13 protein-coding genes are annotated in these 15,912 nt (G+C 39.6%); 8 read left to right on the top strand and 5 right to left on the bottom strand.

Translation table 11 applies throughout. The annotated features are described in order from the left end of the window. Positions 1–71 precede the first annotated feature (71 nt). The 4 genes from xseA to Xsto_RS04825 all read left to right on the top strand — a co-directional run bounded on the left by xseA (position 72) and on the right by Xsto_RS04825 (position 2,694). Positions 72–1,433 carry an exodeoxyribonuclease VII large subunit gene (gene xseA, locus Xsto_RS04840; protein WP_099124241.1) on the top strand — a complete coding sequence of 454 codons (1,362 nt, stop codon included), beginning with the start codon at positions 72–74 and terminating at the stop codon, positions 1,431–1,433. A 302-nt stretch (positions 1,434–1,735) separates the two neighbouring features. Beyond that, entirely contained in the window at positions 1,736–1,972 is a 237-nt protein-coding gene (locus Xsto_RS04835) for a hypothetical protein (RefSeq protein WP_099124240.1), read from the top strand. Between the two features lie 116 nt (positions 1,973–2,088). After that, the gene (locus Xsto_RS04830) at positions 2,089–2,319 is read left to right on the top strand and encodes a hypothetical protein (RefSeq protein WP_099124239.1); all 231 of its coding nucleotides are present in this window, start codon (positions 2,089–2,091) and stop codon (positions 2,317–2,319) included. Between the two features lie 153 nt (positions 2,320–2,472). Further along, complete coding sequence (locus tag Xsto_RS04825; protein WP_099124238.1) at positions 2,473–2,694, top strand: hypothetical protein; 222 nt, start codon at positions 2,473–2,475, stop codon at positions 2,692–2,694. A 116-nt stretch (positions 2,695–2,810) separates the two neighbouring features. On the opposite strand, the gene Xsto_RS04820 is transcribed toward Xsto_RS04825, so the two are convergent. The 5 genes from Xsto_RS04820 to maeB form a co-directional block, all read right to left on the bottom strand. Further along, positions 2,811–5,084, bottom strand: coding sequence for a TonB-dependent receptor domain-containing protein (locus Xsto_RS04820; RefSeq protein ID WP_099124237.1), 2,274 nt, complete (start codon positions 5,082–5,084; stop codon positions 2,811–2,813). 141 nt (positions 5,085–5,225) lie between these two features. After that, positions 5,226–7,397, bottom strand: coding sequence for a S9 family peptidase (locus tag Xsto_RS04815; RefSeq protein ID WP_193756959.1), 2,172 nt, complete (start codon positions 7,395–7,397; stop codon positions 5,226–5,228). A gap of 40 nt (positions 7,398–7,437) precedes the next feature. Next, the gene (locus tag Xsto_RS04810; RefSeq protein ID WP_099110902.1) at positions 7,438–8,244 is read right to left on the bottom strand and encodes an energy transducer TonB family protein; all 807 of its coding nucleotides are present in this window, start codon (positions 8,242–8,244) and stop codon (positions 7,438–7,440) included. Positions 8,245–8,356: 112 nt separating this feature from the next. Beyond that, the gene (locus Xsto_RS04805) at positions 8,357–9,259 is read right to left on the bottom strand and encodes a ChaN family lipoprotein (RefSeq protein ID WP_099124236.1); all 903 of its coding nucleotides are present in this window, start codon (positions 9,257–9,259) and stop codon (positions 8,357–8,359) included. Between the two features lie 167 nt (positions 9,260–9,426). Further along, positions 9,427–11,706 (bottom strand): NADP-dependent oxaloacetate-decarboxylating malate dehydrogenase, encoded by a 2,280-nt coding sequence (gene maeB / locus Xsto_RS04800; RefSeq protein ID WP_099110900.1) that lies wholly within the window; start codon positions 11,704–11,706, stop codon positions 9,427–9,429. A 628-nt stretch (positions 11,707–12,334) separates the two neighbouring features. Between maeB and Xsto_RS04795 the strand changes: the two genes are divergently transcribed. The 4 genes from Xsto_RS04795 (at position 12,335) to Xsto_RS04780 (ending at position 15,910) form a co-directional block, all read left to right on the top strand. Then, the gene (locus Xsto_RS04795) at positions 12,335–12,970 is read left to right on the top strand and encodes a response regulator (RefSeq protein ID WP_099110899.1); all 636 of its coding nucleotides are present in this window, start codon (positions 12,335–12,337) and stop codon (positions 12,968–12,970) included. Positions 12,971–13,527: 557 nt separating this feature from the next. Continuing rightward, entirely contained in the window at positions 13,528–13,938 is a 411-nt protein-coding gene (locus Xsto_RS04790; RefSeq protein ID WP_099124235.1) for an ArsC family reductase, read from the top strand. A 171-nt stretch (positions 13,939–14,109) separates the two neighbouring features. Next, positions 14,110–15,246 (top strand): succinyl-diaminopimelate desuccinylase, encoded by a 1,137-nt coding sequence (dapE, locus tag Xsto_RS04785; protein WP_099110897.1) that lies wholly within the window; start codon positions 14,110–14,112, stop codon positions 15,244–15,246. Next, complete coding sequence (locus Xsto_RS04780) at positions 15,233–15,910, top strand: M15 family metallopeptidase (protein ID WP_099124234.1); 678 nt, start codon at positions 15,233–15,235, stop codon at positions 15,908–15,910. The genes dapE and Xsto_RS04780 overlap by 14 nt, the downstream gene beginning before the upstream one ends. Positions 15,911–15,912: the final 2 nt, after the last annotated feature.

Here is a 15,912-nt window from a genome sequence, read left to right as displayed (position 1 = left end):
TCTTGATTAGTGGTGGCGAGCAGTTATCATCAGTCAATTAAGTCCTTGTTTTAAAATTTGATCTAGCTCACATGTCACTGCCAACCAACACTGGAATTTTTTCTGTTAGCCGTCTAAATCAGACGGTTCGTCAGCTATTAGAGCTGGAAATGGGTAAAATTTGGCTCAGTGCCGAAATTTCTAACTTCTCCCAGCCTTCATCCGGTCATTGGTATTTCACGCTGAAAGATGAGCGGGCACAAATCCGGGCTGCAATGTTTCGTAGTTACAATCTGCGGGCAACCTTCCGGCCACAAAACGGTCAGCAGGTATTAGTTAAAGCACAGATCACTCTATATGAGCCACGGGGTGATTATCAGTTGATTGTGGAAAGTATCCAGCCTGCCGGTGATGGGTTGCTGCAACAACAATTTGAAATTTTAAAACAAAAACTCACCGCTGAAGGGTTATTTGAGCAAATTTATAAAAAATCGCTTCCTTCGCCTGCAAAACGGCTTGGTGTGATTACTTCAGCCAGTGGTGCTGCGTTACACGATATTCTGAATATTCTGAAACGTCGTGACCCTTCTCTACCCGTTATTGTTTACCCTACCGCGGTTCAGGGAACAGAAGCACCGCTACAAATTATTCGGGCGATTGAATTAGCTAATATCCGGCAGGAATGTGATGTTCTCATTCTCGGGCGCGGTGGTGGTTCACTGGAAGATTTATGGTGTTTTAATGATGAACAGGTGGCACGGGCGATATTCCACAGCCAAATTCCTGTCGTCAGTGCCGTCGGGCATGAAACTGATGTCACCATTGCAGATTTCGTCGCTGATTTACGTGCTCCCACTCCTTCCGCTGCGGCTGAGTTAGTTAGTCGTAATCAACTTGAGCTGCTGAGACAAGTTCAATCCCTGCAACAGCGCCTCGAAATGGCAATGGATTATTTCTTTGCCCAGAAGCAACGTGTTTTTAATGGATTACACCACCGCCTCCAGCAACAAAGCCCTGATTTACGGCTGGCACGTCAACAAAATCGTTTATCTGAATTACGTCAGAAATTAATTGATAGTTTACTACGTCATTTAAAACAGAATTCTGCTACCAGTGAAAAATTAATTCAGCGTCTGTTACAGCACACTCCTGAGCAGGAGATACGACATTATGGCCAGCATATTCAACGAATTGATTTTCGCTTAAAACAGGCAATTGAACGGCAATTATCCCGCTATAAAGAGAAATTCGCTGTTTCCTGCTCGCGCATGGAAGCTGTCAGCCCACTGGCAACCTTGAGTCGCGGTTATAGTATCAGCGAAACACCGGATGGGAAGTTGCTGAAGCAAGTTAAGCAAGTAAAAGTGGGTGATTCACTGAAAACTCGAGTGCAGGATGGCTGGGTGGAGAGCCGGGTGACACAAGTACAGAAAGCAAGCAAGAGAAAAAAATAAATTCACATTATAATTTTTAAATTAATAAGGGGGTTATATTAAAAGTGATCCTCTTATTGTGTTTTTCCTAATTTTATTACTTGATGAATGGTATATATACCCTACAATTAATTACAGGGTGAGATGATTTATATTATTACTATAAATTACAATCATAATTATTTTATTTTTAAACACCTTATTCTGTGTGCAAAGGCATATAAATAGAAGCCTATAAAAAACATTATCTTAGTTAACTCATAAGAAATAATAATCACCATATTTATATAGCGTACTCAACATTAGAAAATAGAGAGAATATTATGAGCAAACTTAAAAACAAAGAGTTAAATAAAACAACTATTCCTGACGCTTTTTGGGATGACATAAACAATGCCTGTGAAGGAGTAAAAGATATAATTGAAAATATATTTTTAGCAGTAGAAGCTTCTGGTAAGCTTTCTAAAGAAATAGTAGAACAAATAAATTTTGCCATAGAAGAAATCTATAAGGCCGCATCAGAAATAATCAAACATCAAAAAGAAAAACATATTAGCTAAAGAAAAAACACAAATTAATAAATAATTATTTTTATATTATCTATTTTTAGAATTAATAACCTCACCATATTCAATATTATGAAACATTATTTACCCTGAAAAATAACGAGGTCATTATGAATGAATTAGCACAATTAAATGAAAATTTCACTGACGATTTTTGGAGACATCTCGATAAAATCAGTGATAATTTTAAAGATGTATTAAAAAGCATAGCCAGCGCATTAAAAGAATTAAAAATTTTATCTACTAATCTTGAAAGCATTATAGATTCAATAATAGGAGTAATCATTAGCCTCCTTGAGATTAGTATAAGTATTGCAAAATATTTCTTACAGAAACAATGAATATTCAATGAGCATAAAAATTCATCACGATGGAAATTATATTAATAATATAGATAAAATAAAATCATTAACCACTTTATATTTTTTATAAAGTGGTTACTCTCTCTAATATTAATCTTATTGAAAAAAATAAAATTAAACGAGGAGAAAACCATGAATAAAACAACAAACAAAAAAAATTCATTCCCTAATGATGATTTCTGGAATAGTTTAGAAAATATCTTTAGTGGATTATCCACATTAATTAAAAACATCATTAGCGCATTGAGTGAGATGGGAATAATATCTTACAATCTATCATTAACAATACGAATTTTTCTATCATCTATAGTGGCAGCCATTAATAGTATTTTTGAACGTCAGAAGCACTATTAAGAATAAATTGAATATGATATTGATAGGATTGGACTATGGGGATTTATTTTTTATCTTACAGTATGTTATAAAATAGCGGCAGTTTTCTACCGCTATTTTAAAACAATTATATTCTATCAGAAACGAATTTCAGCACCCATTACGTAGGTTCTGCCGCGGGCGGTTTTTGGTGCAACATCTACTTCATCCATCATTGGCAATGAATTAATACGATTAAGCGCTTCAGAATAATTTCTATTTGTTAAATTTTTCACTGAGAATTTTAAAGATAAATTTCTATTAATATCGTAAGTACTATACAAATCAATAATTGTTGGCATCTTATTTTGTTCTACCGTCTCTCCCATATATCCACTTTCATCAGTTGCATCCACATAAGACAATGTGCGATGAGATGGACCAGTATATTTTATGATAGTTCCGATAGTGAGCTTTTCATCTAATAAACGAACTCCAGTGTCTAAAGTAATATAACGCTCAGGTAACTGAGTATATGATTGAGCGTTAAAATCTATTATCGCCGGTGAAATAGGCTGCTCTGATTTTTGCTGGCTATAAGATAACAAACTATAAAACATACCTGCATCATAGTTTGCTGAAATTTCATACCCATGCATATTAACTGGTTCCAATGTATTAGTATAAATATACATTTTAACATTAGCATCTATCTTATTCCAGTCGGCAGTTGCCAGTGTTTCATCGTACAAACAACTTACTTTGTTTGCACATAATAGGTATACATCACTAGAGATATAGTCTTTAATCTTGGTACGATATAAAGCGGCCTTTAAGAAAAACTTATCCCCTTTAATAATTAAATCAGGTCGATAACTATTAAAACCAATTTGGTAAGTATCTATTTTTTCTCCTTTCAAAAATGGATTCATGGAGGCTCCACCTTCATTAGCATAAAAAACCTCCTGAACATTTGGTGCTCTCATTGAATGGAGATAACTCACAAATGGTTGAAACTCAGGAATAATCTCTGCTGATAATAAAATACTTGGATTAAATCCACTTTCTTTTAGGTTTATGTGTGCTTTTTCTTGTGGAAAACACTCTATCTTTTCTTCACATGCTGGTTTTAATCCCTTAACATTATAATTAAGATAGTTTAATCCCAAATCCGCAGTATAAATATCTCGTTCTATTTTCAGGCTAGTGTAAATACTGGAAATATTTTGTTTACCACTTGGAGCAAAAACATTATTTTCTCGTATCTGCTCATCCAGTTTTTTATCATCTGAACTTGTGTCTATTTTTTTTCGATAATCAGTGCTCATCAACTTACTACCTAGAGTGAAAGCAAAGTCAGTATCACCATAATTAAACCGACTTGTATTTTTGATATCGATTGCATCAGATTTATTTTTTGCTTCACTCCTACCTAATACTCCAATCGATTTATTGTCAAAATGCTGCTGACCATTGCTCGTACTGAGCATAACCTTAGTATCCACCAATTCAGTAAATGGTGTGTAATGATATTTTAAATAGTAATCATAACTATCAACATGACGCTTATTGAATTTATTATGATAAAAGCGGCTACCTAACTCTAGGTCATGAAAATCATTAGGTTTAATATTTACTTTTATCAATTGAGAATTTGGCTTTTGTTTAAATGCTTTATCTGTACCAAACATTTCACTACTGATACCATCAGCATTGCGATAATGAGCTTCAACATTGTGTCCACTGTAAGCGAACATTGCTCCCAAAGAACCTTCTGAGCTGAATGCTTGTGTTTTTCCTGCAACAGCTATCATACCGCTTCGGTCAGTACCATTATTGCCATATATCCATTTAGAACGGCTTCCAAAATTGTTGCCTTCAAATATTACATCATCTACACCAATAGTACGGAAATTTACACTTCCCGCTAATGTGTTGACTGAATCAGAATCATCAGCTTGTCCACGAGAAATATCGGTACGAATAATAAAATTAGGATCAATTAATGCCCCAAATTCATTATTAGGTTGTTCCCCATGTGCATATTCACTCGGTGCAGCACCATAAAAACTTTGACTAACACCATCTACCATCATATTAACGCGACCAAAACCACTTAGCCCACGAATATTAACACTTACAACCCCAACTCCCTGGCTTGCATCCATCTGAGTATAAGTCCCCGGCAAACTGCGCAATATACTATCTACAGATTCCAGTTTATTATCTTCTCCCACAGAGCTATAAGCACCGGGTTTTTCCATGGCTTCAATTTGTGGTCTGTTTTTATTATCCTGAGAACCAGAAACTTTTAATGGGCTGAACCGCATGACTTTTTGGTTTTTATTGTCATCTGTGTTTTCAGCATAAGCGATTCCCTGAAGCCCGATAAATACCGCACTGGCTCCGGCTATTTTTGCCATGATTTTCATTAATATCATCCTAAATTAAAAATATTTATTAAAGCTCACATTGCTTCGCTAATTTCGCGATAGTTTTATTGTTTTTAAGGCATAAAAACCCTGGATACTGATAACGAATTATCAGTATCCATCATTATTAATATATTTTTATTAATCTTTTAAGTGTGGAAAATAGGTTTTAGCATCATCCAACATCAACAGGAAACTATAATCGAAAGCGATATCGTTTATACGATTAAAACGTCCCGGCTTTCCACCGTGTCCTGTATCCATGTTGGTTTCTAATAACAGTAAACTATCCCCTTTTTTCATTTCCCTTAATTTAGCTACCCATTTCGCTGGCTCCCAGTATTGCACCTGAGAGTCATGTAAGCCGGTTGTTACTAATAAATGAGGGTAACGCTGGGGCTGAATATTGTCGTAAGGGCTATAAGACTTAATACGGAAATAAACGTCCTTATCATCCGGATTCCCCCACTCATCATATTCCCCTGTCGTTAATGGAATAGACGGATCAAGCATTGTCGTCACTGCATCAACAAAAGGAACTTTAGCGATCACACCACGGTATAGCTCAGGTGCCTGATTGACCACCGCTCCCATCAGTAAACCGCCTGCACTGCCACCTTCGGCATAAACGCGTTTACTATCGCCATAACCTTCAGCAATTAATGCCTTCGTAGTATCGATAAAATCATGGAAGCTGTTCATTTTATTTTCGAGCTTACCCTGAAGATACCAATTACGGCCTAAGTCGCCACCACCACGAACATGCACCAATGCATAGACAAAACCACGATCCAACAGGCTTAAAAGTGCAGAGCTAAAATAAGGATCCATGCTGATACCATAGGCACCATAGCCGTAAATCAAAATCGGGTTCTGGCCTTTTTTGAACAGGGACTTGCTGTAAACCAAAGAAACCGGTACTTCTACCCCATCCCGCGCTTTGATCCAAATACGCTGGCTTTCATAGTTTTCTTTATTGAACCCTTTCACTTCCTGCTGTTTCAGCAATTCACGTTCACCTGTTTGCATATTCCACTGGAATACTGAGCTTGGTGTTGTCAGGGATGAATAACTATAACGCAGCAAATCCGTTTCTGGCTCAGGATTATAGTTCAAGGATGCCATATAAGCCGGATCATCAAACTTAACCTGTTTTTCTTGCTGGGTTTTCCAGTCAATCTGACGAATTGAGGACAATCCTTTAGTTCGCTCTTGTACCACCAGCCACTTGTTAAACAGAGTAAAATCTTCCAGATCAGTATTATCCTGTGGTGCAATTACTGTTTTCCATGGCTTATTAATGGCATCTGTCTGATATAGACCAAACAATGGGTGTTCATAATTGGAACGGATATAAAATTGCCCACGGAAATGGTCGATATAATATTCACGCCCAGCCTGACGGGCAGAGAACATTTGTGGTTCCTGTTGCGGGTTATTTGCATCTATCAACCGATATTCTGAGGTTGAATAGCTGGTGATCGAAACCAGAATGTAGTCAAGCGAGGTACTTTTCGAAATTGACAGATAGAAACGATCATCATCTTCCTGATAGATCTTTTTATCCTGTTGAGTATCCGTGCCATATTGGTGACGAAATAGCTGGTAAGGCAGCAGGGTTTGTGGATCTCTGCGAACATAGAACAGAGTCTTACCATCATTGGCCCACAAAATATTACCGGAAGTATTCTCTATAACGTCATTTTGCCACTCACTGTCACCAAAATTTCTGAAGGAGATTTGGAAGTTACGGCGGCCCTGAGTATCTTCAGCGATAGCAATGCGTTTATTGTCCCGGGTTACAGCAAACCCACCGATTTGATAAAATTTATGGCCTTTCGCTCGTTCGTTACCATCAACCATGACCTGCCAGTCAGTTGAGTTATCAACCGGCTTACGCTGATAGATAGGGAAATCTTTGCCTGATTCATAAATGGTGCGATAAATATAACCATTGTAAGTATAAGGTACCGACTGGTCTTCCTTATTCATACGGCCAACCATTTCGTTATACAGAGTTTCCCGTAGCTCCTGACCAGATTTCAGCATCTCTTTGGTATAGTTATTTTCAGCGGCCAGATAATCAATAACTTCTTTATTCTGACGCTGGTCATCACGTAACCAATAATAATCGTCAACACGGGTATCACCATGAATAGTTATTTCATGAGGCTGCTTTTTAGCCATAGGTGGTATCATTTTTTCCTCCAACGCGATAGCCGTGACGCTATTACTCAGCAAACTACTACCCAACAAAAAACTGAGCACGGCTTTCTTGGCTTTTGGTGAAAACACCGTTTTATACTGTGACATGCCATTCGTCCTGTTTTTTTATTGTTTTTAAAATCAATTGTTATTGATATAAAGTGAAATCAACCGGTAATTCAACCGTAACACTGCCATTGGTTAAAATAGAATCAGGCGGAATGGGTAATGGCTGCGCCCTTTCCAGTACAAGCCTTGCTTCCCTGTCAAGTGAGTTCGTTCCAGAGCGTCTTACCAATTCACTGTCAATCACATTACCAAATTGATTAACTGTAAATTTCACCATTGGACGCCCTGTACGTTTTCTCCTCTGAGCATCTGAGGGGTATTTTTTATAGCGGTTTAAATGACCACTAACTTCCGCCTGCCAGACAGCTTTAGCATCAGCGGCAGCATCTGAATTACTTTCATAAGAAGCCGCAGTGCGGGAAGTAATGTTATCCGCCGTAGCCGTACTGGTTGTCGGTGCTGCGGTACTTTGTGATTTTTCACTTTCCTGCTCTTTTGCCTGCACTCGCTTAACCGGTTGGGCTTTTTTAGGTGCATCTTGCTCTTTTGGTTTCTTTTTCTTCGTTTTATCAACCAGAAGCATGGCTTCTTCATTCACATCCAATTTTGGCATATTGACAGCATCAATCTTACTTTCTTGTTGTTCGCTGGTAACAGATAACTGCTGCTCAATACCAATCGGTTGTTTTTCGACTTTGTGTATTGCTTCCGTCTGTAGTGATACTTCCATCATAACTGCGGGTGGAGGTAAAAATTCCTCAATATCAAGATCCTTCGGTTTATAAACCAACCAACCGACCAACAGGACGTGCAGTGTGATAGCGGCGAGAAAGGATTTTGTCACGTGACCAACGTGAGTGGTTTGATACGTTGTATACGTCAACATTTCTTATAGCACATTATGTCAAAGATAAATTAAGGGAATGATAATCAATTGGATATATAAATGAAAACTATTTTTATTTATTATGAGCATCACATCCTTGTGATAGATACACCTACTTAGTTACTTTGGCAGTCACTTTGGGTGTAAACCAGACAAAATCAGCATATTCTTTATTCAAGGCGACGCCTTTTTCAGCAATAACCAGCACAACAACCTGTTCATCAGATGCTACTTTTTTCACATGCTGAGGGACTCCCATCGCTTTTACCGCATGGTATCCTCCGGCAAACAGCATTGCAGGTGATGGCGCTTTCATCAATTGTTCAGCCATTCTCTGATCACGCAGTTGCTGAATTTTGCTCATTGCAGCAAGATTTAATTCATCTATATTGCCACCATGGGAATTTTTGATGGTTTCATCAATACGCTTTTTGACATCTTCAGAGACTAAGGAAGTTTTGTCCCCGGCTTTATAACTTTTATATGCCCGATCAATTTCACTGCGATTCAGGTTAGCGGCTAACAAGGGATAAGGTGCTTTCACTAATTCAACAACCAGTTTTCCATATTGTTCCCAAGGCCAGCCTTCTTGCCATGCTAACAACTGTTTAATGCGTTCATCCCTGACTATCGGATCATCCTGCAACCAGCTTTTCACTTTATTGACTCTTTCTTGCTGATCCGGATTAATCATTTCCAGCAATACGGAACCATGAGGCCGTTTTTTCTCCAGCTGCTGAACCAGCCATAATTCAATTTGATGGTGATAAGGGTTATCGTGTTTTTCACCCACAATAACTCTGGGATAAGTGGCCAATTGATTAAGTAATTCATCAGAAGTGATGGCTTTGCCTGTTCTCATGTCAAGCAATACACCTGATTGGGTTAATTCACCGGAAAGCGTTTGTTTTACTGCCTGAGAGTTACTTTGTGTCGTTGTTGATGTTGTCGCACAACCACCAAGCAGAAAGGCACACGCTAAAAAAGTTGTTTTTATACAGATAGATGTTTTCATTGGTATTCATTATCCAGTTAAAAATTCCCTGCATATTATAGATAATGATAATTATTTACAAATAAAAATACCCCGCCAAACAAGAACCTGACGGGGTATTTGTCTGTTTATCCCGGCTAATTAATGAAACCTGGATATTGATAGCAATAAATTATAATACCAATCAATTACAGTGGATTAGTCTGCGCTTCGACCGCAGCCAGTGCCACCATGTTAACAATACGGCGAACAGAAGCGATTGGTGTCAGTACATGGACAGGCTTAGAAACCCCCATCAGCACCGGACCCACTGTGACACCATCTGAGCTGGTAACACGCAGCAAGTTATAACTGATACGAGCGGCTTCCATATTAGGCATAATCAGCAGGTTAGCTGAACCTTTCAACGGGCTGTCCGGCATAATGTCACGGCGAATGCTTTCCACCAGCGCAGCATCACCGTGCATTTCACCATCAATTTCCAGCGATGGTGCCATTTGTTGTACCAACTCCAGTGTCTTACGCATCTTTTGAGCAGATTCACAGTCAGAAGAACCAAAACTTGAACGGGACAACAGAGCAACTTTTGGTTCAATACCGAAGCGACGCACGGTTTCTGCTGCCATCAGTGTAATTTCAGCCAGCTCTTCGGGGGTCGGGTCTTCGTTAACATAAGTGTCAGCAATAAAAGTATTACCCATCGGCAACAATAAAGCATTCATTGCACCTGCTGTGTGCACACCCTGACGGAAACCAAAGACGTCTTTGATAATCTGATAATGCTCACCATAACTACCAACCGTACCACAAATCAGGCCATCAGCTTCGCCACGATGAACCATGATGGCACCGATTAGAGTCGGATTACCAATAACCGTCCGGCGTGCCTGATCCTGAGAAACACCACGACGCTTCATCAGTTGGTAATATTCCTGCCAGTATTCTTTGAAACGTGGATCGTTTTCGTTATTAACGACTTCGAAGTCTTTACCTGCTTCAATATGAAGCCCCTGCTTCTTGATACGCATTTCGATAACGCTTGGGCGACCAATCAGAACAGGATACGCCAACCCGAGGGAAACTAATTCCTGAGTCGCGTGGAGTACCCGGATATCCTCACCTTCTGCCAGTACAATACGTTTTTTCTCTTTTTTCGCCTGAGAGAAAATAGGCTTCATGAATAAGTTAGTTTTGTAGACAAACTCATTCAGTTTTTCGATATAGGCACCGAAATCGGTAATAGGACGGGTTGCTACGCCTGAATCCATCGCGGCTTTTGCTACAGCAGGTGCAATTTTCACAATCAGACGTGGATCAAATGGCTTCGGTATAATGTATTCCGGGCCGAAGAACAAATCCTGATCGCCATAAGCAGAAGCCACTTCCTGGCTTTGTTCAGCCAGCGCCAGATCAGCAATTGCGTGTACACAAGCCAGTTTCATCTCTTCATTAATAGTCGTTGCGCCTACATCCAGTGCACCACGGAAGATGAATGGGAAACAAAGCACATTATTGACCTGATTAGGGAAATCAGAACGACCTGTACAAATAATTGCGTCAGGGCGCACAGCTTTTGCCAGTGGAGGCAGGATTTCCGGCTCTGGGTTCGCCAGTGCCATAATCAGCGGATCCTTCGCCATTGTTTTCACCATCTCTGGCGTCAGTACTCCGGGGCCGGAGCATCCGAGGAAAATATCAGAATCAGGAATAACATCAGCCAGTGTACGGCTGCCATTATCTTCAATTGCGTAATCGGCTTTCGTTTTTTCCATATTCTCTTCGCGACCACGATAGATAACACCTTTCGAGTCACAAACGACAATATTTTCACGTTTCAGGCCTAAAGCCACCAGCAGGTTCATACAGGCAATAGATGCCGCACCCGCACCAGATACTACCATCCGTACTTTGCTGATATCTTTATTAACGACACGCAGTCCGTTAATTACAGCGGCAGTACAGATAATTGCTGTACCATGCTGGTCGTCATGGAATACAGGAATTTTCATCCGCTCACGAAGTTTTTGTTCAATATAGAAGCACTCAGGAGCTTTGATATCCTCAAGGTTGATACCACCAAAAGTCGGCTCCAATGCCGCAATGATGTCAATTAATTTATCCGGATTAGACTCATCTATTTCAATATCAAAAACATCAACGCCAGAGAATTTTTTGAATAGAACTCCCTTTCCTTCCATTACGGGTTTGCCAGCCAGTGCCCCGATATTTCCCAGCCCCAATACCGCACTACCATTGGAGATAACTGCCACCAGATTACCACGGGCAGTATATTTATATGCCATCAGTGGATCTTCTGCTATTTCAAGACAAGGAGCGGCAACACCCGGTGAATATGCCAAAGCTAAATCACGTTGTGTCGTCAACGGTTTAGTCGGAGTAATCGTGATTTTCCCCGGCTGCGGAAATTCATGAAAATCAAGGGCACTTTGTTTTAATTTTTCGTCCATCGTCTGATCCTTTGTGAGTCATGTCTAAGTAAAAATCCGCTCAGTATAATAGTTACGGAAGGTTAAATCATGGTGCTAACCGCATTTTTGTCAATGATCATTGAAACTTCAGATCATATCCCCTGTTGTTTTCAGAATTCAATGCAGCCAGCAAAGCAATCAACAAAGAAGCAACCTTAAATATAGAGAGTATAAAACGATCTGTTAATGGCTTCACATTAACCAATATTATATAGAAAGACTCTAATTATACTCATGTAGAGGTAGCTCCATTTTCTATCCATTAATAACTCACTGAATTAATAAAAGAGACATTTAAGAAACAACTTTAAAATGAGTTTACAAAAACAAAAATTAATCTATAAAATAATCATAAAAATTTGATTGAGAAAATTATTAGCAATTAAGGAAAATCATTTTCTTATGTCTGTGAAATTTATTTCATGTGAATTGATAATCTTATTTGCGATATTTCATTTTTTATATCAGGATATATTTTTGGAATCTCTATTATTGATGATTCAATATACTCTATAAAAATCACACAGCTATTTAACATAAAACAGAATTCTGTTTTTTATGTTTTATCAAAACATAAGATCGGCATTTCTATTATGGGAGAAGGAATATGCATAATCATACAGTCATGATAGTCGATGATCACCCTATCATTCGTCATGGTTTAAAAGGGCTGATTGAATCAGAAAGAGAACTCATTGTGACTGCGGAGACAGATAACGGCGAAGATGCCATTAATATCGCTTGTCAAATAAAGCCAGATATCATTTTAATCGATTTGAAGATTCATGGGCTTTCAGGGATTGATACGATTAAGTCACTACGCCGAAAAGGGCTTGATTCCTATGTTCTGGTTCTCTCAGACTCGGATAACAGAGGTGATATTTATGATGCTGTGGATGCAGGTGCAAATGGTTATTTGTTAAAAGATATTGAACTTAGCCCTCTATTGGTTAACATTAAAAAAGCAGTAAATGGACAAGCGGTATACAGTGAGAAAGTTTACCAATATTTATCTAACCGTCATCTTTATGTTGATCCTTTATCCAAATTAACCAAACGCGAATTAGATGTTTTAAAAGAAATCTCAGAAGGAATGACGAATAAAGAAATTGCTGACTTTCTTTTTATCTCAGAAGAAACCGTCAAAGTCCATACACGTAACCTGTTGAAAAAACTTAAAGCCCGTTCCCGCCTCGAAGCCACCATTACCTATCTGAAACATAGAAAAGCAGATTTAATATAATATTCGACGCTCAATTCCTACAATGAATAACACAATTTCCCTGATTTTAATTTACAGGGAAATTGTGAATTAAAACCCCTTAAAGTTAATGATAATTAATTCAACTAAATTTATAATAATTTAACTTATAATAAATAATATTATTATTTTGCAATGAAACTAAGTTTTAAAAGTTAATTTATTCACCAGATATATAGATGGTTGTATTTTGTAAATTTTAACTATCTATTGATATTAAATAAAGCAAACCAACTTGTGTATAGTTGACCTCTGATCAAACCTTGCGGACATTGCTAGCCGGATGAAAACGTAAACCCCGCTCAACCGAAGCAATAAGCAAGGTTTGTGTTATCTGGATAAAATGGCAAATTTCCCGCATTATACTCTTCGCCTTTCAGGATTCAGCCAACTGGCTGCAACTTGAAAGTAACAGCTATACCCCATCGGTTGCGCGTTGTATTGCGGTGACAAGGGAATGAATTTCCCCAGCCAGCAAGAGGCAGCTTGAAAAACAACGGGTATATATGTCAGATTAAATCAGGATTAAGGATCTCATAATGTCAGATACCACCTTTCAAAAAACTTTCACTCTGTACGGTATCAAAAATTGCGATACTGTGAAAAAAGCACGTCGTTGGTTGGAAGATCAAGAGATCCCATATCGATTCCATGACTATCGCGCTGACGGCTTATCACCTGATCTACTTCAGCTATTTATTGAACAGTTAGGCTGGGAATCTTTACTAAATACTCGCGGAACAACCTGGCGCAAACTAACCGATGAGCAAAAATCAGCCATCAATAATGCCGAAGCAGCCAAGGCTCTGATGCTGGAACAACCCGCTATCATTAAACGACCACTATTAGCGTCTCAAGAAGAAAACACATCGCAAAAAACAGGCAGTTACTTACTGGGCTTCAAAGCTGAACAGTACCAACAGTTTTTTTCACGTGATTCTATCCAATAGTTTCTAAAAGAAAGCTGACAAAACTACAGCTTGAAAACTGTAGGGAATTTCTCTTACAAATATACCCGGTAAATTTCAGGCTGCGTCAGCGCTGCAAAGAAACGCAGCCACAAAATGCAGCCTGAAAGATGACAGGCAGAAAGATCTTCCAACTTAATAGGGGCGTATATAATGACTTGTCCAGTGATTGAATTAACCCAGCAATTAATTAAAAGGCCTTCCGTCAGCCCCGATGATCAGGGCTGTCAGGAGATTATGATCCAACGCCTGCAAAACGCTGGCTTTACCATTGAACGGATGCCTTTTGGTGATACCCTGAATTTCTGGGCCTACCATGGAACAGGAGCTACGTTTGCTCTGGCAGGCCATACCGATGTTGTCCCTGCGGGTGATATTTCAGAATGGCAAAGCCCCCCATTTGAACCAACCATTCGTGATGGTATGTTATATGGTCGCGGTGCTGCGGATATGAAAGGATCTCTGGCTGCCATGGTGGTTGCAGCAGAACGCTTTGTTGCAGAAAACCCTAATCATCAGGGTCGCCTTGCTTTCTTAATTACTTCCGATGAGGAAGCCCACGCAATAAACGGTACTGTTAAGGTCGTTGAAGCTTTAATGGCTCGCCATGAGCGACTGGATTACTGTCTGGTGGGTGAGCCCTCCAGCCAAAAACGCCTTGGCGATATGATCAAGAATGGTCGTCGGGGCTCTCTGACTGCAACTGTGACCATTCATGGTATTCAGGGGCATGTTGCTTATCCTCAATTTGCTGATAACCCAATTCATAATTCTCTCCCCTTCCTACAGGAACTCGTCAATACTAAATGGGATAATGGCAATGAGTTTTTCCCTGCAACGAGTATGCAAATAGTCAATATTAATGCGGGTACGGGAAGTAATAACGTCATACCGGGTAAATTAAAGGTTCAGTTTAACTTCCGTTTCAGTACCGAACTGACAGATACCGAGATCCGCCAGCGAGTTGAAAGCATGTTGAAGAAATATAATCTGAAACATGATATTGAGTGGTGGTTATCCGGTCAGCCCTTCCTGACCTGCAAAGGGGAGCTGGTTGATGCGACAGTTGAAGCTATCAGCCATTATTGTGGATACAAGCCGGAACTATCAACCAGCGGCGGTACATCTGACGGACGATTTATTGCCAGAACCGGAGCTCAGGTTGTAGAGTTGGGGCCTATTAACGCAACCATTCATAAAACCAATGAGTGTGTCAGTGTCGCTGATCTACAGGAATTAAGCCTTATTTATCAGCGTATCATGGAGCAATTATCAAATGATGTCGCCTGAAATATTGACGGGTCTCTCGACAGAACACCTGGTGGCACTGTCAGGAGGCCACCATTTACAATTTGATGCAACTAAAGCCTTCCTTGCGATGCAACGGGATGCGGCCAATGCTGGCTTTAAGTTACAACCAGCCAGCTCGTTTCGTGATTTTACCCGCCAACAGACTATCTGGAATGAGAAATGTCGTGGGCAACGCCCGGTACTGGATGCCGACAGTCAGCCTCTTGATATCAGCAAAATGACCGAAGGAGAAATCTGTGAAGCCATTCTCCGATGGTCTGCCCTGCCGGGAGCAAGCCGCCACCATTGGGGAACAGAATTGGATATCTATGATCCTTTTCTGTTGCCTCAGGATAAAAAGCTACTGTTGGAGCCATGGGAATATGAAGCGGGTGGTTATTTTGAGCCACTAACTGACTGGTTAACCGAAAATATGTCCCGCTATGACTTCTATCGTCCATTTACCCGTAACTGTGCATTGGGTGTAGCCTATGAACCGTGGCATATCAGCTATTGGCCTCTTTCTCATGAAGCAGAATGTCTATTCAATGAGCATACTCTGTTAAATGCATGGCAGGGTCGTGATATTGCCGGTATCGATTGGCTGACTGCTAACCTCTCCTATGTTTTTAAAAAATATGTTAAAACAGAAAAAGAGGTTTAAGG

This window comes from Xenorhabdus stockiae, assembly GCF_002632825.1.
Classification (GTDB): domain Bacteria; phylum Pseudomonadota; class Gammaproteobacteria; order Enterobacterales; family Enterobacteriaceae; genus Xenorhabdus; species Xenorhabdus stockiae.
The sequence above is the reverse complement of the archived record's forward strand: the minus strand, read 5'-3'. Positions and strand labels throughout refer to the sequence as shown.